This window comes from Pseudomonas frederiksbergensis (assembly GCF_001874645.1).
Classification (GTDB): domain Bacteria; phylum Pseudomonadota; class Gammaproteobacteria; order Pseudomonadales; family Pseudomonadaceae; genus Aquipseudomonas; species Aquipseudomonas frederiksbergensis_B.
In genome coordinates, this window is sequence record NZ_CP017886.1 from 2,545,816 (window position 1) to 2,568,446 (window position 22,631).

17 protein-coding genes and 1 pseudogene are annotated in these 22,631 nt (G+C 59.6%); 6 read left to right on the top strand and 12 right to left on the bottom strand.

The annotated features are described in order from the left end of the window. Nucleotides 1-138: 138 nt before the first annotated feature. The 4 genes from BLL42_RS12305 to hutC all read right to left on the bottom strand — a co-directional run bounded on the left by BLL42_RS12305 (nt 139) and on the right by hutC (nt 5,199). On the bottom strand, nt 139-1,605 hold the full coding sequence (locus BLL42_RS12305; RefSeq protein ID WP_071552342.1) for a purine-cytosine permease family protein: 1,467 nt from the start codon (nt 1,603-1,605) through the stop codon (nt 139-141). Nucleotides 1,606-1,773: 168 nt separating this feature from the next. Beyond that, on the bottom strand, nt 1,774-3,477 hold the full coding sequence (gene hutU, locus BLL42_RS12310) for a urocanate hydratase (protein WP_071552343.1): 1,704 nt from the start codon (nt 3,475-3,477) through the stop codon (nt 1,774-1,776). 454 nt (nt 3,478-3,931) lie between these two features. Continuing rightward, nucleotides 3,932-4,504 carry a HutD/Ves family protein gene (locus BLL42_RS12315; protein ID WP_071552344.1) on the bottom strand — a complete coding sequence of 191 codons (573 nt, stop codon included), beginning with the start codon at nt 4,502-4,504 and terminating at the stop codon, nt 3,932-3,934. A 26-nt stretch (nt 4,505-4,530) separates the two neighbouring features. Then, nucleotides 4,531-5,199, bottom strand: coding sequence for a histidine utilization transcriptional repressor HutC (gene hutC / locus BLL42_RS12320; protein ID WP_236721995.1), 669 nt, complete (start codon nt 5,197-5,199; stop codon nt 4,531-4,533). A gap of 242 nt (nt 5,200-5,441) precedes the next feature. On the opposite strand from hutC, the gene BLL42_RS12325 reads away from it, so the two are divergent. Beyond that, complete coding sequence (locus BLL42_RS12325; RefSeq protein ID WP_071552346.1) at nt 5,442-6,806, top strand: formimidoylglutamate deiminase; 1,365 nt, start codon at nt 5,442-5,444, stop codon at nt 6,804-6,806. 73 nt (nt 6,807-6,879) lie between these two features. Here the strand turns inward: BLL42_RS12325 and BLL42_RS12330 are convergent, their stop codons facing one another. Together BLL42_RS12330 and BLL42_RS12335 are read right to left on the bottom strand one after the other, a co-directional pair. Next, the gene (locus BLL42_RS12330) at nt 6,880-7,449 is read right to left on the bottom strand and encodes a lipocalin family protein (RefSeq protein ID WP_071552347.1); all 570 of its coding nucleotides are present in this window, start codon (nt 7,447-7,449) and stop codon (nt 6,880-6,882) included. Nucleotides 7,450-7,480: 31 nt separating this feature from the next. After that, entirely contained in the window at nt 7,481-7,735 is a 255-nt protein-coding gene (locus tag BLL42_RS12335) for a hypothetical protein (RefSeq protein WP_007933963.1), read from the bottom strand. A gap of 290 nt (nt 7,736-8,025) precedes the next feature. Between BLL42_RS12335 and BLL42_RS31055 the strand changes: the two are divergent. The 4 genes and pseudogenes from BLL42_RS31055 to BLL42_RS12350 all read left to right on the top strand — a co-directional run. Next, nucleotides 8,026-9,048: pseudogene (locus tag BLL42_RS31055) on the top strand (HAMP domain-containing protein); the annotation flags it as partial. A 93-nt stretch (nt 9,049-9,141) separates the two neighbouring features. Continuing rightward, on the top strand, nt 9,142-9,906 hold the full coding sequence (locus BLL42_RS31060) for a methyl-accepting chemotaxis protein (RefSeq protein WP_408004030.1): 765 nt from the start codon (nt 9,142-9,144) through the stop codon (nt 9,904-9,906). Nucleotides 9,907-10,005: 99 nt separating this feature from the next. Next, nucleotides 10,006-10,278 carry a type II toxin-antitoxin system Phd/YefM family antitoxin gene (locus tag BLL42_RS12345; protein WP_071552349.1) on the top strand — a complete coding sequence of 91 codons (273 nt, stop codon included), beginning with the start codon at nt 10,006-10,008 and terminating at the stop codon, nt 10,276-10,278. Next, nucleotides 10,275-10,607 carry a type II toxin-antitoxin system RelE/ParE family toxin gene (locus BLL42_RS12350; RefSeq protein ID WP_071552350.1) on the top strand — a complete coding sequence of 111 codons (333 nt, stop codon included), beginning with the start codon at nt 10,275-10,277 and terminating at the stop codon, nt 10,605-10,607. The genes BLL42_RS12345 and BLL42_RS12350 overlap by 4 nt, the downstream gene beginning before the upstream one ends. A 14-nt stretch (nt 10,608-10,621) precedes the next feature. On the opposite strand, the gene BLL42_RS12355 is transcribed toward BLL42_RS12350, so the two are convergent. From BLL42_RS12355 to BLL42_RS12375, 5 genes are all read right to left on the bottom strand, one after another. Further along, a complete protein-coding gene (locus tag BLL42_RS12355) occupies nt 10,622-11,224 on the bottom strand; it encodes a DUF924 family protein (RefSeq protein WP_071552351.1) in 603 nt (200 codons plus the stop codon). Nucleotides 11,225-11,227: 3 nt separating this feature from the next. Next, entirely contained in the window at nt 11,228-12,238 is a 1,011-nt protein-coding gene (locus tag BLL42_RS12360) for a class 1 fructose-bisphosphatase (RefSeq protein WP_071552352.1), read from the bottom strand. A gap of 158 nt (nt 12,239-12,396) precedes the next feature. Next, nucleotides 12,397-13,761, bottom strand: coding sequence for a DUF3999 domain-containing protein (locus tag BLL42_RS12365; protein WP_071552353.1), 1,365 nt, complete (start codon nt 13,759-13,761; stop codon nt 12,397-12,399). Beyond that, nucleotides 13,758-17,351 (bottom strand): DUF2339 domain-containing protein, encoded by a 3,594-nt coding sequence (locus tag BLL42_RS12370; RefSeq protein WP_071552354.1) that lies wholly within the window; start codon nt 17,349-17,351, stop codon nt 13,758-13,760. The genes BLL42_RS12365 and BLL42_RS12370 overlap by 4 nt, the downstream gene beginning before the upstream one ends. A gap of 140 nt (nt 17,352-17,491) precedes the next feature. After that, nucleotides 17,492-19,942, bottom strand: a complete 2,451-nt coding sequence (locus BLL42_RS12375; RefSeq protein WP_071552355.1) for a glycogen/starch/alpha-glucan phosphorylase — start codon at nt 19,940-19,942, stop codon at nt 17,492-17,494. Nucleotides 19,943-20,194: 252 nt separating this feature from the next. Between BLL42_RS12375 and BLL42_RS12380 the strand changes: the two genes are divergently transcribed. Beyond that, complete coding sequence (locus tag BLL42_RS12380) at nt 20,195-20,635, top strand: YkgJ family cysteine cluster protein (RefSeq protein WP_071552356.1); 441 nt, start codon at nt 20,195-20,197, stop codon at nt 20,633-20,635. A gap of 162 nt (nt 20,636-20,797) precedes the next feature. Here the strand turns inward: BLL42_RS12380 and typA are convergent, their stop codons facing one another. Then, nucleotides 20,798-22,618 carry a translational GTPase TypA gene (gene typA, locus BLL42_RS12385; RefSeq protein ID WP_017336070.1) on the bottom strand — a complete coding sequence of 607 codons (1,821 nt, stop codon included), beginning with the start codon at nt 22,616-22,618 and terminating at the stop codon, nt 20,798-20,800. Nucleotides 22,619-22,631 lie beyond the last annotated feature (13 nt).

Here is a 22,631-nt window from a genome sequence, read left to right on the forward strand (position 1 = left end):
GTCCCGGCCAGCCTCTCGGTTAGCCGGGAGGTATCTGCCTACAGTTCCGCGTTGATTTTCCTGGCAGCGTCGGTGATGACCCACGACTGCCAGATCTCAGGATGTTCCTTCACGAAGATCTTCGCCAGTTTCGTCCAATCAGATGGCTGCAACGCGATCCGCCCCGTTTGTTTTCACTTTTACAGCGTCGTCCTGCTCTACCGGCAGTATCAGGCGCTCGGGTACTGCGCTATGCCACTTCTTGGCGGCGAAGTAGTACATCGCTGCCGGTACCACCAGACCGATGATCCACGAGATGTCGGTATCACCGAGGCTCGCGACCAGAGGGCCGGTGTAGAAGTGGGTGGAAATGAACGGCATTTGAATCAACACACCGAACACGTAAATGCTGATGCCCATGATGTTCCAGCGACCGTAGCGCCCCTCAGGGTTGGACAGTGCAGGAATGTCATAGCGCTCTTTGGTGATGCAGTAGAAGTCCACCAGATTGATCGCGCTCCACGGCGTGAAGAACGCCAGCAGGAACAGGATGAACGCGGAGAATTCCTTGAGGAACGAGTCCTTGCCAAGCAATGCCAGCGCAGCGGCAAGCGACACCATGATGAAGATGTACAGCAGGCGCACACCGCTTCCGATATGCCGGCTGCCACGGAAGCCACTGATGATCGTCGCGATCGACATGAAGCTGCCGTAGGCGTTCAACGTGGTCACGGTGACTTTGCCAAACGCCACGGCGAAGTACAGCAGCGCCGCGACAATCCCGGTACCGCCCAGGCTGACGATGAACGACACCTCGTGGTGAGCGAACTGCGAACCGGCCAGGGCTGCGGCGAACACACCGAAGACCATCGACGCCTGTGCACCGATCACCGACCCCAGGCCAACGGCCCAGAAGGTTTTCGACGCAGAGGTGCTGCGCGGCAGGTACCGCGAGTAGTCCGCCACATAAGGGCCGAACGCGATCTGCCAGGATGCCGACAGTGACACCGCCAACAGGAAGCTCGCGATAGAGAAATGCTTGTTGCCCAGCAACGCTGCGATGTCGTTACCGGCCAGCAGTTTGTAGAACAGGTAGATGAACGCCACCACGCCCAGCACACTGGCGATCCGGCCGATACCGTGGATCACCCGATAGCCGAACATGGTGAAGACCATGATGCTGCCTGCGAACAGAGTGATACCGACCCAGTCTTCGACGTGCAGCAACTGCGCGACCGCCTGCCCCGCCAGCAAGGAGCCGCTGGCCGAAAAGCCGATGTACATCAGGCACACCAGCACCAGCGGAATCACCGCCCCATACACGCCAAACTGCACGCGGCTGGAGATCATTTGCGGCAAGCCGAGTTGCGGACCTTGGGCGGCGTGCAGCGCCATGACGCCACCGCCGAGCAATTGGCCGATCAGCAAACCGATCAACGACCAGAACACATCCCCGCCGAGCACCACGGCCAAGGCCCCGGTGACAATCGCGGTGATTTGCAGGTTGGCACCCAACCACAGGGTGAACTGACTCAATAGACGACCGTGTCTTTCCGCTTCCGGGATGTAGTCGATCGAACGTTTCTCGATCAACGGCTTACTGCTTACACGATCATCATTAGCCATGGTTCAACCTCTGTGGATTGTTATTAGAGTTGACTCAATCCCCCGTAGGAGCTGCCGCAGGCTGCGATCTTTTGATCTTCAGCGCCCGTTATGACGCTAAAGGATCGCAGCCTGCGGCAGCTCCTACAGGTTTTGCATCGGGCCACCCATGACAGGCGGCCCATTCGTTTATTTACCGGTGATCATCGGCAGGTTCAGGCCCTGCTCGTTGGCGCAGTCGATCGCGATCTGGTAGCCGGCATCGGCGTGACGCATAACACCGGTCGCCGGGTCGTTGTGCAGAACGCGAGCGATACGCTCGGCCGCTTCGTCAGTACCGTCGCAGACAATCACCATGCCCGAGTGCTGGGAGAAGCCCATGCCGACGCCGCCGCCGTGGTGCAGGGAAACCCAGGTCGCGCCGCTCGCGGTGTTGAGCAAGGCGTTGAGCAGTGGCCAGTCGGACACGGCATCGGAACCGTCCTGCATGGATTCGGTTTCGCGGTTAGGGCTGGCCACCGAACCGGAGTCCAGGTGGTCGCGACCGATCACGATCGGGGCGGACAGCTCGCCGCTGCGGACCATTTCGTTGAACGCCAGACCCAGCTTGGCGCGCAGACCCAGGCCCACCCAGCAGATACGTGCCGGCAGACCCTGGAAGCTGATGCGCTCGCGCGCCATGTCCAGCCAGTTGTGCAGATGAGCGTCGTCCGGAATCAGCTCTTTGACCTTGGCGTCGGTTTTGTAGATGTCTTCAGCGTTGCCCGACAGCGCAGCCCAACGGAACGGACCGATACCGCGGCAGAACAGCGGACGGATGTAAGCCGGTACGAAGCCTGGGAAGTCGAATGCGTTCTCGACGCCTTCTTCTTGCGCCATCTGACGGATGTTGTTGCCGTAGTCGAAGGTCGGGATCCCCATTTTCTGGAAGTCGAGCATGGCTTTGACGTGCACGGCCATCGATTGCTTGGCGGCTTTGACCACAGCAGCCGGCTCGGTCTTGGCGCGAGCGCGGTATTCGTCCCAGGTCCAGCCGGCCGGCAGGTAACCGTTGAGTGGGTCGTGGGCGCTGGTCTGGTCGGTGACCATGTCCGGGCGCACGCCGCGCTTGACCAGTTCAGGCAGGATTTCAGCCGCGTTGCCAAGCAGGGCGATGGAAATCGCTTTGCCTTCCTTGGTGTATTTGGCGATACGCGCCAGAGCGTCGTCGAGGTCTTTGGCTTGCTCATCGACATAACGGCTGTTCAAACGGAAATCGATGCTCACTTGTTGGCATTCGATGTTCAGCGAGCACGCGCCGGCCAGGGTTGCGGCCAGTGGTTGAGCGCCGCCCATGCCGCCCAGACCGGCAGTCAGGACCCAGCGACCGGTGAGGTTGTCGTTGTAGTGTTGGCGACCGGCCTCAACGAACGTTTCGTAGGTGCCCTGAACGATGCCCTGGCTGCCGATGTAGATCCAGCTGCCGGCAGTCATCTGGCCGTACATGGCCAGGCCTTTGGCGTCCAGTTCGTTGAAGTGCTCCCAGCTCGCCCAGTGTGGCACCAGGTTGGAGTTGGCGATCAGCACGCGTGGCGCGTTGCTGTGCGTCTTGAAGACGCCGACCGGCTTGCCGGATTGCACCAGCAGGGTTTCGTCGTCATTCAGGTTGGTCAGGCTCTCGACGATCTTGTCGTAGCATTCCCAGTTACGTGCCGCGCGACCGATACCGCCGTAAACCACCAGTTCTTTAGGGTTCTCGGCAACTTCCGGGTCGAGGTTGTTCATCAACATGCGCAGCGGCGCTTCGGTCAGCCAGCTCTTGGCGGTCAGCTTGTTGCCGCGGGCAGCACGGATTTCAACGTCACGGTGCTTAGTAAAAGTGACGGGGGTCGGTTTCTGGGTATTGTCAGTCACGAAAAGAACTCCTCAGCAATCAATCCAAACCAGCCCAGACAGTGGGCGAGCAAGCCAATGCGCGAACGGTGCACATCGGCGAATCAGTGGACGATGGTCGAGTCTTCGTGACTCATACGCATACGTCTTTACTTGTACATACAAGCATATGCAATCAAGCGGCCAACTTGCTGAATGGGCCTTCAATAAAGTTTTGTATCTGGCTGAAAGCCCTTGGGACAAGGGTTTGGCGGGTAGCAGTTTTTCTTTGGCGGTTTTTTTTCGAGAAGTGACAATTGTTACCTGTGCGCGTTTTTTTGCCGCGCTGGGGCGTTCGGTAACAAATTGGTGCGCACAGGGAAACGGATTACCGGAATCCAGAAAGCAAAAGATCGCAGCCTTCGGCAGCTCCTACGCAGGGATAACCTGTTCCGTAGGAGCTGCCGCAGGCTGCGATCTTTTTAAGAAGACTGGATCAGAGCGCTGTCAGTTCAATCACACAGCACTGGCCGCTGACGGAAACATCCAGCAGCCCGGTGTTACCGCTCAGTTGCAGGCAATCATGACGACCCAGAGCATGGGCCGCGTTGCCATCGATCTGAACCTTCAGCGCTTCAGCCACGCTGAAAATCAGCAGCGCTCCCGCCGAACTGAAAAACCGTTGGGCCCCATCGCCCCACTGCAATCGCGCCTGGTAACGATTCGGCGCATAAATCAGGTTGAAGTCGCGAATCGCACCGCCAAGCAGCGTGCAGGAAACCTGGCTTTCACCGCTGAACGCAAACGGGTCCAGCGGTAACAGTGGCCGCGTGTTCTGGCCGTCGACCGTCAAGGTCATGCCTTCGCCCTGCAGCACGGTGATGACCCGCTCGTAACCGGCAAAGGTCGAGAACCCGCCCGACTCACCGATATCGGCAATCGACAGGCGCCAGCCAAAGCCATCCAGACCAGTGCCTGCATCGCGGGTGATTTCTTCAGTGCTGCCGCCGCCGTTTTTCCACGGCATGCGCGGATAATTGGCGGCACGCATTACGTTCAACTGGCTCATTCATGCCTCTTATTATTGATGGCTCTTTATTTATGGAACCGCCCTTCCAGACGATGACGGGAACCGGGGTGGATCAGACGAGCGGCCGTCACTGGCTGACGCCCGGACCAGGTCCGACGACGGATCAGCAGGCACGGCTCGCCTTTTTCAATCTGCAGCAACTTGCATTCGGAAGGCTCGGCAAGAATCGCTTCGACCACGTGCTCGCCTTCGGTCAATGGCGCAACCTGATTCAGATAGGCATAAGGCGTTTGCAGGGTGAAGTCTTGCTTGAGGTATTCCGGCGCGACCAGGGCATTGACGAAACGGTCCTCGATTTGCACGGGAATGTCGTTCTCGAAATGCACGATCAGCGAGTGGAAGACCTTCTGGCCTTCACGCATGTCCAGCGCCAGGGCGCGCTCGGAACCGGCGGCCTCTTCTTCCAGAGTGATGACCTTGCACGTGTGGCGATGACCACGGGAGGCGATTTCGTCGGCAATGTTATGCACTTCGAACAGCGCGGACTGGCTCTTGGGTTCGGCCACAAAGGTGCCGACGCCCTGCATGCGCACCAACAGGCCGTCAGTCGTCATCTCGCGCAGGGCGCGGTTGATGGTCATGCGGCTGAAACCCAACTGACTGACCAGCTCGCTTTCTGACGGCACGCGGTAGTGCGGCGGCCAGTTTCCACTGTCGATTTGCTGGGTGATCATCTGTTTGACGCGAGCGTACAAGGGCGCCGGACTGTCGCCCAGATTGGCACTCAGCGGTGAGACTGCAGGCGGAGTCGGCACAGGAAATCCTTGTTCGTTGATGAAAGTGATGGGTCTGTTGACGCTGGGTGACGACCGCGGTTCGTCACCCAACGTCAACAGACCCTAGCTTGCCGGAGTTTACCGAGCAGGCAAACGTCTGTATATGTATATACAAATAACACACGATGGGGTGCTGAACCATGTCCGCCTTCTTTGCCGAACGCGCGCTACTGCCTAATGGATGGGCTAACAATGTACGTCTTGAGGTCAGTGCCGATGGCCTGCTGACCCACATCCAGGCCGATGCCAGCGCTGAAGGCGCCGAACGGCTGAGCGGTCCGCTGCTGCCGGGCATGCCGAATTTGCACTCGCACGCCTTTCAGCGGGCGATGGCCGGGTTGGCCGAAGTGGCGGGCAATCCGAACGACAGTTTCTGGACCTGGCGCGATTTGATGTATCGCCTCGTCGGAAAAATCAGTCCGGAACAACTCGGGATCATCGCCCGTCAGCTGTACATCGAAATGCTCAAGGCCGGTTACACCTCGGTCGCCGAATTCCATTATGTACACCACGACCACAACGGCCATCCGTACGCGGATCCGGCCGAACTGTCGTTGCAAATCAGTCAGGCAGCCAGCGCCTCCGGCATCGGCCTGACCTTGCTGCCCGTGCTCTACAGCCACTCCGGTTTCGGTGGTCTGGCGCCCAATGAAGGTCAGCGACGCTTCATCAACAGCACGGAAAACTACCTGAAGCTGCAAGCACGCTTGCAGCCACTGCTGGCGCAACAACCGGCGCAACAACTGGGCCTGTGCTTCCACTCGTTGCGGGCGGTCACGCCGCAGCAAATCAGCGAAGTACTGGCAGCCAGCGACAAACACTGCCCGGTGCACATCCACATCGCCGAGCAGCAAAAGGAAGTCGACGACTGCCTGAGCTGGAGTGGTCGCCGTCCGTTGCAATGGCTGTATGAAAACACCGATGTCGATCAGCGCTGGTGCCTGGTCCACGCGACCCACGCCAATCCGGAAGAAGTCAGCTTGATGGCCAAGAGTCGCGCCATCGCCGGTTTGTGCCTGACTACCGAGGCCAACCTGGGCGACGGAATTTTCCCGGCCGTGGACTTCCTCGCCCAGGGCGGGCGCATGGGCATTGGCTCGGACAGCCATGTGTCGTTGAGCGTGGTGGAAGAACTGCGCTGGCTGGAATACGGCCAGCGCCTGCGCGATCAGCGACGTAACCGCTTGTATGGCACCGATCAGCCGATGGTCGGGCGCACCCTGTACGACGCCGCACTCGACGGTGGCGCACAGGCACTGGGCCAGCCGATTGGCGCATTGGAAGTCGGCAAACGCGCCGATTGGCTGGTGCTCGACGGCAACGACCCTTACCTGGCCACCGCCAGTGGCGACGGGATTCTGAACCGCTGGTTGTTTGCCGGTGGCGACCGCCAAGTGCGCGACGTGCTGGTAAACGGCAAGTGGGTGGTGCGCGACGGGCATCACGCGGGCGAAGAAAACAGTAACCGTGCCTTCACTCAAGTGTTGCGCGACTTGCTCGGCTAAAAGCAAAAGATCGCAGCCTACGGCAGCTCCTACGTAACTTTGTAGGAGCTGCCGCAGGCTGCGATCTTTTTGTTTATTTCGAGGTCTGGGCCATTTTGGTGTCCGACACCCGCCAGATCAGGCGTGTGGTGTCATAACCCTGCTGACGCGCCCTGCTCAGCAGTTCCTCGCGAGTATCGGTGTTGACTTCCGGCTTGCGTGACAACAGCCAGAGGTAGCGTCGATTGGGGCTACCGACAATCGCGGTCTGGTAATCATCGCTGACATACAGCACCCAATAATTGCCCTTGGTCACGCCTGGCAACAAGCGGGTAAACCAGTTATCGAAACTCACCCACAGCTTGTCGTTCTTACCGGGAATCTGCGGCGTTGCCGTGCCCTTGGCCTCCTCCCATTTCCACTCAGGGGTCAGGCAACGGTTCAACACCTCCATGTCACCGTCGGTCTTGAGGGTGTAATGGGCTTCGGATTGCGCGCAGTTACGCTGGAAGTACATGGGCATGCGCGCCAACTCGTACCACTTACCCTGGTAACGCTTGAGGTTGACGCTATGGACCGTTTTCGGCGCCAGCGAATCATCGCCAGAAGTGGCGCAGCCGGCCAACAACAGACCCGCCAAAAGAGCTATTACTAACCGCATCATTATTTTTCTCCCGTGGGCGTTTGGCCCCGGTTTACTTCAGGCCTTGCCCGGAAAACATCAGCACTTTGTCACCGGCGTACTGCACGCTGATAAAGCTGTTCTTGTCGCCCCAGGTGCAGCTGGACATGCCCAACGCGCCCGAACAATCAGCAGGTTTACCCAGCAAGGTTTCGACCTCGGCCTTGGGCATGCCCGTCGACAGTTTCGAATAGTTTTCCTGGTTGATCTTGCTGCACGCAGCCAACAGCACGCAAAACGACAACAAGGCGATAGATCGCAGCGACATGGTGTAACTCCTGGTGAAGGGGAAGGCATGGCTGCCAACCAGAAGCTTAGAAGAGAAAACCCCCTTCTGGTTCCCACCGGCACCGGGTATTTCTTGAAGGGTTAAATCGACATTCCGTCCAAAAATCAGGCACTTTTTTCGCACAGACCGGCATTTCGTCGGTTTTCGTAAAACCCGCCTAATCTTTGGCGCTGGCCGGTCGACATAGAGGCAGCGCCAAGCCCTGTGGCAATTTGACGCTCCTTTGTTGACCAGTCCTCCCGCGGTAGTGCCTCTAAATGACCAGAAACATGAAGTTCAGCCACAAGATCCTGCTCGCCGCCGCCCTTGTGGTGGCCGTAGCGTTCGCCTGTTTCATTCTGTTCAACGACTACCGTCAGCGCCAAACCCTGCGCAGCAGCACCGAATCCTCAATGCAGGAACTCGGCAGCCTGACCACCAGCAACATCCAGACCTGGCTGGAGAGCCGCATTCAGTTGCTGCAATCGCTGGCCCAGCAAGTGGCCGTGGACGGCTCGGCGCCGGACAGTCTGAAGCGCGCCGTCGGCCTCCCGGCCTACACCAGCAACTTTCAGTTGAGCTATTTCGGCAGCGCCGACGGCGTGATGTTCTCGGTTCCGACCGCCAATCGTGCGGCGGACTACGACCCACGCGCCCGTGGCTGGTACAAAGCCGCCAACAGCGCGCAGCAGACCATCGTGACCGAACCCTACATCGGCGCGTCCTCGGGCAAGCTGGTGGTCACCCTGGCCACCCCGGTGCAGCATCAGAACCAGATGATCGGCGTCGCCGGTGCGGACATCGACCTGAGCAGCATCAGCGCCATCATCAACTCGCTGAACTTCGGCGGCCACGGCCACGCATTCATCGTCAGCGCCGATGGCAAGATCCTCATTCACCCGGACAGCAAACTGGTGCTTAAAAGCCTCGCCGAGGCCTATCCCGCTGGCGCACCGAAGATCAGCCCCGGCATGAAGGAAGTCGAGGTGAACGGCAAGAGCCAATTCATCTCGTTCACCCACATCAACGGCGTGCCGTCGGCTGACTGGTACGTGGCCTTGGTGCTCGACCAGGACGCAGCGTTCTCGATGCTCAGCGAGTTCCGTACCTCGGCGATCATCGCCATGGTGATTGCCGTGGTGATCATCATCACGCTGCTCGGCATGCTGATCCGCGTCCTGATGCAACCGCTGCTGACCATGGGCCGCGCCATGCATGACATCGCCGAAGGCGAAGGCGACCTGACCAAACGCCTGACCATTCATGGCCAGGACGAATTCGGGGCGCTGGGCACCTCGTTCAACCGCTTCGTCGAGCGTATTCACACCTCGATCCGTGAAGTGGCGTCAGCCACCGGCCAAGTCAACGAAGTCGCCCTGCGAGTGGTCAGCGCCTCCAACTCGTCGATGTTCAATTCCGACCAGCAAGCCTCGCGCACCAGCAGCGTAGCCGCGGCAATCAATCAGCTCGGCGCTGCCGCCCAGGAAATCGCCCAGAACGCCGCCCTTGCCTCGCAACACTCCAGCGACGCCCGCAGCCTGGCTGAAGACGGTCAGCAAGTGGTGGATAAAACCATCACGGCGATGCAGCAGTTGTCGGCAAAAATCAGCGACTCGTGCGGCAACATCGAAACGTTGAACAGCAACACGGTGAACATCGGGCAGATTCTCGAAGTGATCACCAGCATCTCGCAGCAGACCAACCTGCTGGCCCTCAACGCCGCGATCGAAGCCGCTCGCGCGGGTGAGGCCGGACGTGGATTCGCAGTCGTTGCCGACGAAGTGCGCAACCTCGCACATCGCACCCAGGATTCAGCGCAGCAAGTGCAGAAGATGATTGAAGAGCTGCAAGTCGGCGCCCGTGAGGCCGTCACCATCATGACCGACAGTCAGCGTCAGAGCGAAAGCAGCGTCGGCATCGCCAACCAGGCCGGCGAGCGCCTGGGCAGCGTGACCCAGCGCATCGGCGAAATCGACGGCATGAACCAGTCAGTGGCCGCCGCTACCGAAGAACAAACCGCCGTGGTCGAGTCGATCAACGTCGACATCACCGAGATCAACACCCTGAACCAGGAAGGCGTGGAGAACCTGCAATCGACCTTGCGTGCGTGTGCCGATCTTGAGCAGCAAGCGGCGCGGTTGAAGCAGTTGGTGGGTAGTTTCAGGATTTAAAACCACGCGGCGCACTTTGAGTGCGCCTGTCTGGTGAAACTGACGAAGGACTGAATTAAGACTAAACTCAGTCCTACCCACCAGAAGGAGATCGATCTCATGAAGCTTTCCTCTCAAATCAAACCCATCAGCTACCTGAAAAGCCATACCGCCGAAATCGTCAAGACGATCACCGAAAGCCGTGAACCCTTGGTGATCACCCAAAACGGTGAAGCAAAACTGGTGGTCATGGATGTGAAAAGCTTCGAAGAGCAAGAAGACACAATGGCCCTTCTTAAGCTACTGGCAATGGGCAACCGTGAAATTGAGGAAGGCAAATTTCGGAGTGCGGAGGACGTCTTCGCAGAACTGGACGAGGCTGATCATCAATGAGCTTCACTGTCGTCATTCTTCAGTCCGCAGAAATAGACCTCAAAGAGCTCCGAAGCTATATCACCAAACAGTTCTCTGCCCAAACATGGCAAAACACCTATGCCACGTTGAAGGCAGCCATCCGTCACTTGGCGACACAGCCTTGTGCGGGCTCAATTCCGGAAGAAATCGAGAGACTCAATATAGGCCAGTATCGGCAAGTCCTGTCAGGGATGAACCGGGTCATTTATGAGATTCGAGACAAAACGGTCTACATCCACATCATTGCCGAAACACGAAAAAACCTGCCAACGCTGTTGATGAAACGACTTTTACACGTGAACGCGTGAGATCAGCCCGCTCGTTAAAACCGCGACCCGGGCCCACTCAAAAACGCCAGCTCTTCAGGCGTACTCTCACGCCCAAGAATCTCGTTGCGATGGGGAAACCGTCCAAACCGGGCGATGATTTTCTGATGCCGCTCGGCGTAATCGAGGTTATCGGCAAACACCGCACGATCCGCCTCGGGTTGCTGAGCCAGCAAGTCGGCAAAGCGTGAGATCGCTTCGTTCTGCACCGCAAGATGCTCGCAATGCTCGAACACCAGGTAGATGAACACCCGCTGGATGGGCAGCAGTTGCCGATCGAAATCCGCGGCAATGCCTTGCGCCACCAGAGCCTGAGCGCTCACGTCGCCTGCAAAGGATTGGGGGGTTTGGCGAAAGATCATTCGCGGTAACTGGTCGAGCAACAACACCAGGGCCAGCCAACCTTCGGGACGTTGCGTCCACTCGGTCAATCCGCCGGCCAGTGCCTGTTCCACCAAGTCCCCGAAACGCCTGCGCGCTTCGAGGTCCTGGCTGTCACGCTTACCGAACCACAACGTGCCCTGTCGCGCCGCTACATCGTTAGGGTTGTCGGCTAAACCGAACCACCATTCGAGCAACGGCTGCCAGGGCGCGGTCATGGTTTATTCCTTGTGGTAAGCCGTGGCGCGTTCAACTTCCTGCTTCGAGCCCAGGAACACCGCTACACGCTGGTGCAGGCCTTCCGGCTTGATGTCGAGGATACGCTGGTGACCGTCGGTGGAAGCGCCGCCAGCCTGTTCAACCAGGAACGACATCGGGTTGGCTTCATACATCAAACGCAGTTTGCCTGGCTTGGAAGGCTCGCGGCTGTCACGTGGGTACATGAACAGGCCACCACGGGTCAGGATGCGGTGCACGTCGGCCACCATCGCGGCGACCCAGCGCATGTTGTAGTTCTTTTTCAGCGGGCCGTCTTCGCCAGCCAGCAATTCGCCGACGTAGCGCTGTACCGGAGCTTCCCAGTGACGCTGGTTGGACATGTTGATCGCGAATTCCTGAGTGGAGGTCGGGATCTTGATGTCTTCATGGGTCAGCACGAAGCTGCCCATTTCACGGTCCAGGGTAAAGCCTTTCACGCCATCACCCAGGGTCAGCACCAGCATGGTCTGCGGGCCGTAGATGGCATAACCGGCGGCTACCTGCTCGGTACCTGGCTGCAGGAAGGCCTTTTCGTTCAAGGCTTCGTTCTGGCTCAGGTATTCGTTCGGGCAACGCAGCACCGAGAAGATGGTACCGACCGGTGCGTTGATATCGATGTTCGACGAGCCGTCCAGTGGGTCGAATACCAGCAGGTAGGCGCCTTTCGGGTATTTGCCCGGGATCTGGTAGGCATTGTCCATTTCTTCGGACGCCATGCCGGCCAGGTGACCGCCCCATTCGTTGGCTTCGAGCAGGATCTCGTTGGAGATCACGTCGAGTTTCTTCTGCACTTCGCCCTGAACGTTCTCAGTGCCCATACTGCCCAGAACACCACCCAAGGCGCCCTTGGACACGGCGTGGCTGATTTCCTTGCAGGCGCGCGCCACCACTTCGATCAGGAAACGCAGATCGGCAGGTGTGTTGTTGCTACGGGTCTGCTCAATCAAATAGCGACTCAGGGTAACGCGGGACATGGAAGGCTCCGGAAGAATAGGGGCTAAAAACCCGCGCAGTTTAACGCGAGTCGACGCGCAATTCCTCTTATCAGACGAGATTCACTGAATAGAGTTCGTGCGCGGGGTTGAGCGTAGTTCGAAACCGACGGAATGTGGCCGCGAGATTGGTGCCAGTTTCAGGATTTGACGGGGGGCTTGCGCAGCAAACTGAACGCCATTCCCGCCAAGCCCGCCACACCGAGCAAGAGCACCGCCCATAGGCCGATCTTCTTCCAGTGGGTGCCTGGGACAATCGGCGCCACTGCGCTGGCCTGCGAAGTCATCACCGCCGCACCCTCGACCTTGGCCTGGCCCAAAGTCGCCAGACGCTTGGGACTGTCATCGGGAATCAGCGTCGACAGTGGCAAGCTCGCCGCTTTGACCGTCGCGCTACCCAACGCGAGTGTGTACGGCCCTGCCCCGCGAGCGAGGAACACCACCTGGGTCGAGCGTACGGCATAGCGCACTGCCGGCGCTTGTGCGCCCAAGCCGCCGCCGCGCTCATCGACGGTCAGTTTCAACTGCTGCACCACATGGCCAGGCAGCTGCAATTGGTTTTGCACCACGTCCTGACCATTTTGCATCAGCCGATAGAGCAAACCGCTGCTCAAGGTCTGCCACGGCAAGCTGCTTTCGCGACGCCCCGACAGGGTCACCGGCGCCAGGCTGTTGGCCTGACTTAACTCAATCTGCAACTGCTCGACGCTCAAGCCCATCGGCAATTGCCAGGTGTATTCGCCGGCCTTGGTGCTGCTGCCGGCCAACGGCTCGGACCAGACCAACGGCTGCGGCAGATAACTGGAACTGGCGCTTTGCAGTTGCGCCGAGGTCAGCACGGGGGCCGCCTGCGGGGCATTCCACAGCAAGCGCAGATAACGCGCGCTCTGCCCCGGCAATCCAACTTCATGCTGCTCGACCCGTTCGTCGGCAAACGACAACCGCGCCACCTGCCCTTCGCCCCACGACTGCCAATGCTGCAAATCGTCACTGGCCTCGATGCTGAAACGCTGGAAACCGTCCTGCTCGCTGGTCCAGTCGAGGATCAACTGCTGCAACGGCACCTTGATCGCACTGGCATCCAGCAACCAGCCGCGCAGTACTGCTTCGCCAGCCTTGAGCTGATTTGATGGCTGGACTTCCACCAGCGTGCCATTGGCGTTCGACTGCACGCGCACGCTCGGCACCGCCTCACGGGCAGAGGCCGAGTCGTAAAGCGGGAACCACTTAACGTCACTCACCACAAGACTCTCGCGGCTCTGCGCCTGCTCCCGCGCCAGCGAATAGGCCTGCACCTCACCGGCAGCGTTGAACACCCGCACATCACCGAGATCGGTCTGGCGCGCATTCAATTGCACTGCCAGCGGCAAATCGAGGCGATACCACGGCCCCTCACCGCTCAGGCTCAACGGCACCTGTGTGGTGAAGTCTGCCGGTGCTTCTTGAGCCGTGACCGACAACGCCACACAGAGTCCAACAGCGCCCAGCGACCACTTCAGATTCAAGACGACACTCCTTCAGACTCATTAGCCGGATTTTCAGGCCCAGGCGTTGGTTCGGCACGTTTGGGCGGCAGCGGTGCGAAATAGCCCACTACCAGCAGCAACACGCCCACGCCGATAAACGACACGATCCGCGCCAGCCCGCCGCGGTGACTCAATTCGACAAAGACCAGTTTGGCGACCACCAGCGCAATCAACGCCGCACCGACCAGCCAGACTTCCCGACGATGGCGCAAATGGCCGCCGATCATCAGGCTCAGGGCAATCAGGGTCCAGACGATCGACAAGCCCGCCTGCACCAACATCGACTCCAGCAAGGCATCCAGCTCAAACGGCACACCACCCCAATGGTGGGCGCTGCGCATCACCAGCGCGGTGAAGAAGGCAAACAGCGAAACCCCGGCCACTACTTGCGTGGCGCGCTCGGTGTAACCGGCGCGATTCGCCAATTGGCTGACCGCACTGCGCGACCAGACATAAACGCCGAACAAGGCAAATAGCAGGCCGATTTCCAGCGGATTGAGCAACGGCAGATAAGGCAGCGGTTCGGCGGTGCCGTCACTGGCGATGTTCGCCAGCCAGAACCAGCCGAGCATCAGCAGCGCCAGCGGCAGTGCGGCGTACACGCGGTACTCGCGGGCATACGCCGACACCGGCCACGGCCACGCGCGGGGTGCGGCCATCAGCACCAGATACAGGCTTGGCAGGATCGCCCAACCCAGCCAGCGCCAGGCGTTGTACTGCTCGGACAGCACCAGCAAGCCGTAACGCAGCTCCAGCGCCAACACGCCGATCAACAGCCAGCAACCCAGCACGTGAGCAGCGCTCAATACGCGCGCGGGGAGCATCGGCGTCAAGCGTCGCAACGAGATGAAATGCACCCCGAACACCGCCGCCCATGCCAGCCAGCCGATATTCGCCGCCGGGTGATAACGCGAGTGCCAGGCTGCGACCAACACCAGCGCCGCCGCTGGAGTCAGCAAAGTGCAGAGCACGCCCAGTGCCGGCCATTGCAATCGCCGGGACAACAACGTCCACAACGCAACACTCAGCGCCGCGATGCCCAGCAACAGCGTGGCTTGCAGGTTCAGCGGCGCAAACCGTAGCACTTCGCTAATCGACGCCAGTGCCCACCACGCTGCGCCCCACACCAGCAACAACTCGGACAAACGTCGTAAGCTCAAGGCATCAAACGCGCTGGCATGATTGCCAAGCTGCAAACGCCAAGCGCCGACCATCGCTGCCAGCCCGAGCACCATTGGCGTCCAGAAACCACTGTGGCCCAGTGGCCGCAGACCTTCGCTACTGAGCGGCCCGAGCAGTTCGGGACCGGCAATCAGGAACGCCGCGCCGCCGATCACCTGCAACAACAAGCCAAAAACAAAACTCACCCGCTGCTGCAAGTACAGGCTCAACCAGATGATCAGCAGACCGCTGGCCGCCCACACCGCGCTCGCCGTTTGCCACGGCAATACGAACAGCACCGCCAGATTGATCAGCACCAACCCCGCCAGCAACACCACCGACAACCCACGCAGCAACCGCGCGTCACTGCGCACCATGTCGTCGCGGGCGGCGAACAGCATCCCGCCGATCAGCGCCAGGCCAATCAACGAAGCGGTCAACAAACCGCTCCAACCAGCGCTGAACACCGCCGCTGCCTCACCACTGGCGCCTTGCAGCCGCAGCAGGAACAACACACCGCCAAGCAGTTGCACCGCGAACGCAGTAAACAGGAAGGTCCGCGATTGCAGGCGCAAGCCGACGAACAATGTCGCCAAACCAGCCAACGCCCAACTGATTGCAGTGCCGTGGGTGAAGAAGAACAACGGCGCCAGCAGATAAAGGAACGTCAGACCGGCACAGGCCAATACCGGCAAGCCCTTGCGTTCCCAGGCCGAGGATTGCTCCGGGGAAGCGTTGCGCAAGTGGTAGAAACTGAACAGCAACGCCACGCCGAGCATCAGCGCACCGAGCGGCGAGCCAGCCAGCAGGCTGCTGTCGCCCCAGCTCAATTTGCTGAGGAATGCCAGCGCCGAACCCAGTTGCAACAGCAAGGCAAACGCTCGCGCCAACGGCCGATGCTGACGCAGGCCGAGCCAGAAGATCCCCGCGCCCTCCACCGCCCAGGCGGCCGCCGTCCAGCGCGCATCCAGGCCCAACGGAATCGCCAGGCTGGCGAAAATCACCCCCAGCGCCAGGCAGGTTTCCGCCAGCAGCAGGGCCCGGCCGCCGCTGAGAAAACGCGCCAGGCCCATGTAAATAACGCCCAACGCCTGCGCACTGAACGCGGCAGCGAACTCAACATGATGGATCAGCGCGAACTGCAAACCGAAGCCCACCAGCGGCGGACCAAACAACATCGTGCCGTCGACGTAGTCACCCTTGCGAGCCGACCAGCGCAGCAACGCCTCTCGGCTTTCATCCTCCGGCGCATCAGTCATCTCGAGCAGTTTGCGCCGGGCGAACAACAAGCCAATCGCAAGGTACATCAGGAAAAACACAATCAGGAACGGCTCGGTGCTCCACAGCAGTTCCGGCGTGTAAGAACGCAAGCCCCAAGCGAAACCGATGCCGAAGGTGCCAGCGAAGCCGATCAGGTTCAGCGGCCGCCAGGCCTTGAACCAGGCGATGGCGAGGATGCCGGCGTTGAGCAAGGCGAAATAGCTGAACAGCGCGACATGGTTGCCGGCGCCAGTGGACGTCAGGATCGGCGCGGCAAACCCGCCCAGTGCCGCCGCGCAGGCCAGTGCGAGCGAGTCTTGGGTGATCGCCAGAATCGCCGAGAAGATCGTCACCGCCACCAGCAAGCCCAACGCCGCCGTCGGGTCGAGCAACGGGTGCAAGCGCATGGCGGCAAACACTGTCAGGTACAGCACGGCGATGCCGGTGCCCTGCAGGATCAACGCATAATTGGTGTTGCGCAGCCGCAACCACCAACCCAGACCCAGCAAGGCCAGCGCCGCCGCAGCGACCCCCGCGTAACGCAATTCAATCGGCACCACCATGCCTTCGGTGGCGTAACGCAGCAGGAACGCCAGACCGAAGAACAACAGCACCACGCCGACCCGCAGTACGGTGTTGCCGCCGAATAGCCAGTTGCGGGCAGAGGCAATGGCGCGCTCAATCAGATTCGGGCCACGGGGTTCGGCTGGTTGTTGGGGTGCGCTGGGGTGCGGGGTCCAGAGATCGGCAGGCTCAGGCGTGATGCTCGCGTGTACCGGTTCTAATTCGGGCGGCAATTCCCAGACCAGGTCCTGCGCGACAGGCAACGGCGCCGGGCCAGGCTCAGAAGTCTGCTCAAAGACAATTTCAGGAGAAAGGGTCGGCTCGCTGGCCGTTGTTGACTCAGGGAGCGGAGCTGATTGGACACCATGGGTTTCCAGTAACGCCAGCCGCTGTTCGACCTCGCCGAGGGCAACCTGCGCCTGTTCCAGCTGGCGACGCTGCTCGTCCGCTTGTGAATTCAGGCGCTTGAGCACCATCGCCTGGCCTGCACCCAGGCCGATCAATGCGCCAATCAGCGCATCGCCGAAAGACTCATCGAGCACCCAGCCCAGCACCAGCCCTATCAGCATGAAAATCCATTGCATGGTCGATATCCCTAAGCCCGTAAAGATCGCAGCCTTCGGCAGCTCCTACAAAAGCGCAGTTGTACGCGATCTTGTAGGAGCTGCCGAAGGCTGCGATCTTGTCAGGCCAACGAATGCTTGCCCAGAACTACTACAAAATATTACTCCAGCGCTTTCCAGATATCCGTGGCGTACTCGCGAATGGTCCGGTCGGACGAGAACCAGCCCATGCGCGCGCTGTTGAGCACTGCCGAGCGCCACCACGCCTTCGAGTCGTGCCAGTGCTCTTCGACCCGCGCCTGGGCGTGCCAGTAGGAGTCGAAGTCGGCGCAGACCAGGAAGCGGTCATAGTCGATCAACGAATCGATCAACCCGGTGTAACGCGACGGCTCATCCGGGGAGAACACACCGCCGCGAATTGCTTGCAACACATCGTTCAGCCGATGGGAGGCGGCGATATCCGGCGCAGCGTGGAACTCGTGATTCTGCTTGCGCGCCTCAACCTGCTGCGCCGTCAGACCGAAGATGAACATGTGCTCCACGCCAATGCGCTCACTCATTTCCACGTTGGCACCGTCCAGAGTGCCGATGGTCAGTGCGCCGTTGAGGCCGAACTTCATGTTGCTGGTACCGGAAGCCTCAAAACCGGCCGTAGAAATCTGCTCCGACAAGTCGGCCGCCGGAATGATGCTCTCCGCCAGGCTGACGTTGTAGTTGGGCAAGAACACCACCTTCAACAGGCCGCGCACCGTCGGGTCGTTGTTCACCACTCGAGCGATATCGTTGGTCAGCTTGATGATCAGTTTGGCCTGGTGGTAACTGGCCGCGGCTTTGCCGGCGAAGATCTTCACCCGCGGCACCCAATCGATTTCCGGCTCGGCGCGGATCGCCTGATACAGCGCCACGGTGTGCATCAGGTTGAGCAACTGGCGTTTGTACTCGTGAATCCGTTTGACCTGCACGTCGAACATCGCCGCCGGGTTAACCGCGATCCCCAACCGTTCATGAATCAGATAGGCCAACGCCTTTTTACTGTGCAGACGCTGCTCGGCGAACTTATTGCGGAACGCCGCCTTCTCGGCAAACGGCTCCAGGCCGATCAGCCGTTGCTCCGGGTTATCCAACAAGTCCGGGCCCAGCGCATCGACCATCATCGCCGTCAGTTCCGGGTTGGCCTGATAGAGCCAGCGGCGGAATGTAATGCCGTTGGTCTTGTTGTTGATCCGCTCCGGATACAGCTTGTGCAGCTCGGAAAACACCGTGCTGCGCATCAGTTGCGTGTGCAAGCCGGACACGCCGTTAACACTGTGGGAACCCAGAAACGCCAGATTACCCATGCGCACCCGGCGACCGTTGTCTTCTTCGATCAGCGACACCGCGCGCAATACGTCAAAGTCATGAATGCCTTTGGCTCGCAGCGAGTCGATGTGCTGGGCGTTGATCAAATAGATGATCTGCATGTGCCGCGGCAACATCCGCTCCATCAGCCCCACCGGCCAGGTTTCCAGCGCTTCCGGCAGCAGCGTGTGGTTGGTGTAGGAAAGCGTATCGACAGTGATCTGCCAGGCCGCATCCCACGCCACGTCGTACACATCGATCAGTTGACGCATCAATTCGGCCACGGCGATCGAGGGGTGAGTGTCGTTGAGCTGGATCGCCGCGTGATCGCCCAGGGTCAGCACCGAGGTGTGCATGTTGCGGTGACGGCGCAACAGGTCCTGCAAGGAGGCGGCGACGAAGAAGTACTCCTGACGCAGCCGCAGCTCCTGACCGGCCTCGGTGCTGTCAGCCGGATACAGCACACGGGAGATGCTTTCTGCACGGGCCACTTCGGCCACCGCACCCAAGTGATCTCCGGCGTTGAAACGCTCCAGATGCAAATCCTCCATGGCCCGTGCACGCCACAGGCGCAAGGTGTTGACGCTAGCGCCGCGCCAGCCGACCACCGGCGTGTCATAGGCTACCGCCCGCACGGTTTCCGAAGGCGACCAGACTTGCCTGGTCTTGCCGCTGGCATCGACCACGGTCTCTACGCCACCGCCGAAACCGATCGGGTAAATCACTTCCGGCCGCTCGAACTCCCAGGGGTTGCCGAAATTCAGCCAGTTTTCGGTCTGCTCCTGCTGCCAACCATCGACAATCGCCTGACGGAACAAGCCGTGTTCATAACGAATACCGTAGCCATGGCCGGCAATCCCGAGTGTCGACATGCTTTCCATGAAGCACGCCGCCAGACGACCGAGACCACCGTTGCCCAGCGCAGCGTCCGGCTCCAGCAGGCGAATGCGCTCCAGGTCTACGCCCAACTCGGTCAGCGCTTCGCGGGCCACGTCGAGCAGGCCAAGGTTGCTCAGGCTATCGTAGAGCAAGCGGCCGATGAGGAACTCCAGCGAGAGGTAGTAAACGCGCTTCTGGCCTTTGCGGTAGATCTGCCGCGTGTGGTCCATCCAGTGCTCGACCATGTGATCACGTGCGGCCAGGGCAATGGCTTCAAACCAGTCATGGTCAAAGGCGTGATCCGGGTCCTTGCCCACTGCATAGGTAAGTTTGGTCAATACGGCGTCGCGAAATGCGGCCACCTCAGCTTCGCGAACAAGTGGTTCTTGAGTCATCGATAGGACCTCGGGCGAGCATGGAATTGACTGAGCCTAGTCGGTCTGACACGAGACAAATGCACTGGTTCGGCGTTTTTTGCAATCGCCTGAATCAAGCCTCTGTCCTTGCCGGTACGCGTTGAAAAGATGCAGATGGCGTGCCGATAGTTTGGAAAATTCAGCGTAGCCATAAAAAACCGGCAAATGGTCGTTCAAAAAATCACCCGTCCCGGTATGATCGCGCGCCCTGATGCACGCTGGTAATACCACATGATGAAGCCGAACCTGATCGCCGCCGCGGAGATCGACCGTCTCGATACCTGGGCCAAGTACTCTGCCCCGATGTGCGGCTCGTGCGTGTCCAGTTGCTGCACGCTGCCGGTCGAGGTCAAGATCAAAGACCTGATCCGCATCGGCATCGTCGACGAATTCGAACTCGGCGAACCACCAAAGAACATCGCCAAGCGCTTGCAAAAGGAAGGAATCGTCGAGCGCTATAACCAGAAGTCCGAGATCTTCACGCTCCAGCGCATGAGCAACAACGATTGCCTGTACCTGGATCGTAAGAGCCGTTTGTGCACTATTTATGAAAAGCGCCCGGACACGTGCCGCAATCACCCGAAAATCGGCCCACGGCCTGGGTATTGCGCGTACAAGCCAAAAGAAGTCGTGCGCGAGAGCAGCAGTAGCCGGACGTTGGAAAGGTTTTAAACCCGAAAAGATCGCAGCCTTCGGCAGCTCCTACGGGATGTACGCCAATCCAACGTAGGAGCTGCCGCAGGCTGCGATCTTTTGATTTTTGCTCCAGACAAACAAAAACGCCCCCGACCTTGCGGTCGGGGGCGTTTTTTCAAGCGCTAACTAAGTCGAAACTCAGTTGCCGCTTTTCTTGGCAGCGCGGGTACGCTCGCTTTCGCCCAGGATCTTCTTGCGAAGACGGATGGACTTAGGAGTGACTTCACACAGTTCGTCTTCTTGTACGAACTCCAGAGCCTGCTCCAGGGTGAAACGGATAGGCGGAACCAGTGCGATGGTTTCGTCTTTACCCGAAGCACGCATGTTGTCGAGCTTCTTGCCTTTAGTCGGGTTAACACCCAGGTCGTTGTCGCGGCTGTTGATGCCGACGATTTGACCTTCGTACACGTCTTCACCGTGACCCAGGAACAGTTTGCCGCGAGCTTGCAGGGTTTCCAGCGAGTAAGTCAGCGCCTTACCGGTAGCAACCGAAACCAGAACGCCGTTCTGACGGCCGGACATATCGCCGGACTTCATCACGTCGTAACGGTCGAAGATCGAGGTCAGGATGCCTGCACCGGAGGTCAGGGTCAGGAACTCGTTACGGAAACCGATCAGGCCACGAGCCGGGATGTTGTACTCAAGGCGCACACGGCCCTTGCCATCCGGAACCATGTTGGTCAGGTCGCCTTTACGGATACCGATCTGTTCCATGATCGAGCCCTGGGATTCTTCCGGCAGGTCGATGGTCACGTTTTCGTACGGTTCGTGCTTGACGCCGTCAACCATGCGGATGATCACTTCCGGACGACCAACGCCCATTTCGAAGCCTTCGCGACGCATGGTTTCGATCAGTACCGAGAGGTGCAGCTCACCACGGCCGGAAACCTTGAACTTGTCAGCCGAGTCGCCTTCTTCAACGCGCAGAGCAACGTTGTACAGCAGCTCTTTGTCCAGACGTTCCTTGATGTTACGGCTGGTCACGAACTTGCCTTCTTTACCGCAGAAAGGCGAGTCGTTTACCTGGAAGGTCATCGAAACGGTTGGTTCGTCAACAGTCAGCGGCTTCATCGCTTCGACGTTCAGTGGGTCGCACAGAGTGTCGGAGATGAACAGCTGGTCGAAGCCGCTGATGCAGACGATGTCGCCGGCAGCTGCTTCTTCAACGTCGATGCGGTGCAGACCGTGGTGACCCATCAGCTTCAGGATACGACCGTTACGCTTCTTGCCGTCAGCATCGATAGCCACAACCGGAGTGTTCGGCTTGATGCGACCACGAGCGATACGGCCAACACCGATAACACCCAGGAAGCTGTTGTAGTCCAGAGCGGAAATTTGCATCTGGAACGGACCGTCACGGTCAACTTTCGGCGCAGGTACGTTGTCGACGATCGACTGGTACAGCGGAGTCATGTCTTCAGCCATGTCGGTGTGTTCCAGACCGGCAATGCCGTTCAGGGCCGAGGCGTAGACGACTTTGAAGTCCAGCTGTTCTTCGGTAGCACCGAGGTTGTCGAACAGGTCGAAGATCTGGTCCAGAACCCAGTCCGGACGTGCGCCTGGACGGTCAACCTTGTTGATCACCACGATTGGACGCAGGCCGGCTTCGAAAGCCTTCTTGGTCACAAAACGGGTTTGCGGCATAGGGCCGTCTTGAGCGTCAACCAGCAGCAGAACGGAGTCAACCATCGACATTACACGTTCAACTTCGCCGCCGAAGTCGGCGTGGCCCGGGGTGTCCACGATGTTGATGTGGTAGCCGTTCCAGTTGATAGCGGTGTTTTTCGCCAGAATGGTAATACCGCGCTCTTTCTCCTGGTCGTTGGAGTCCATCACGCGCTCGTCGTTGAGCTCGTTGCGCTCCAGGGTGCCGGATTGACGCAAGAGCTTGTCTACCAGGGTGGTTTTACCATGGTCAACGTGAGCAATGATGGCGATGTTGCGTAGATTTTCGATCACTTGTGTATCTCGA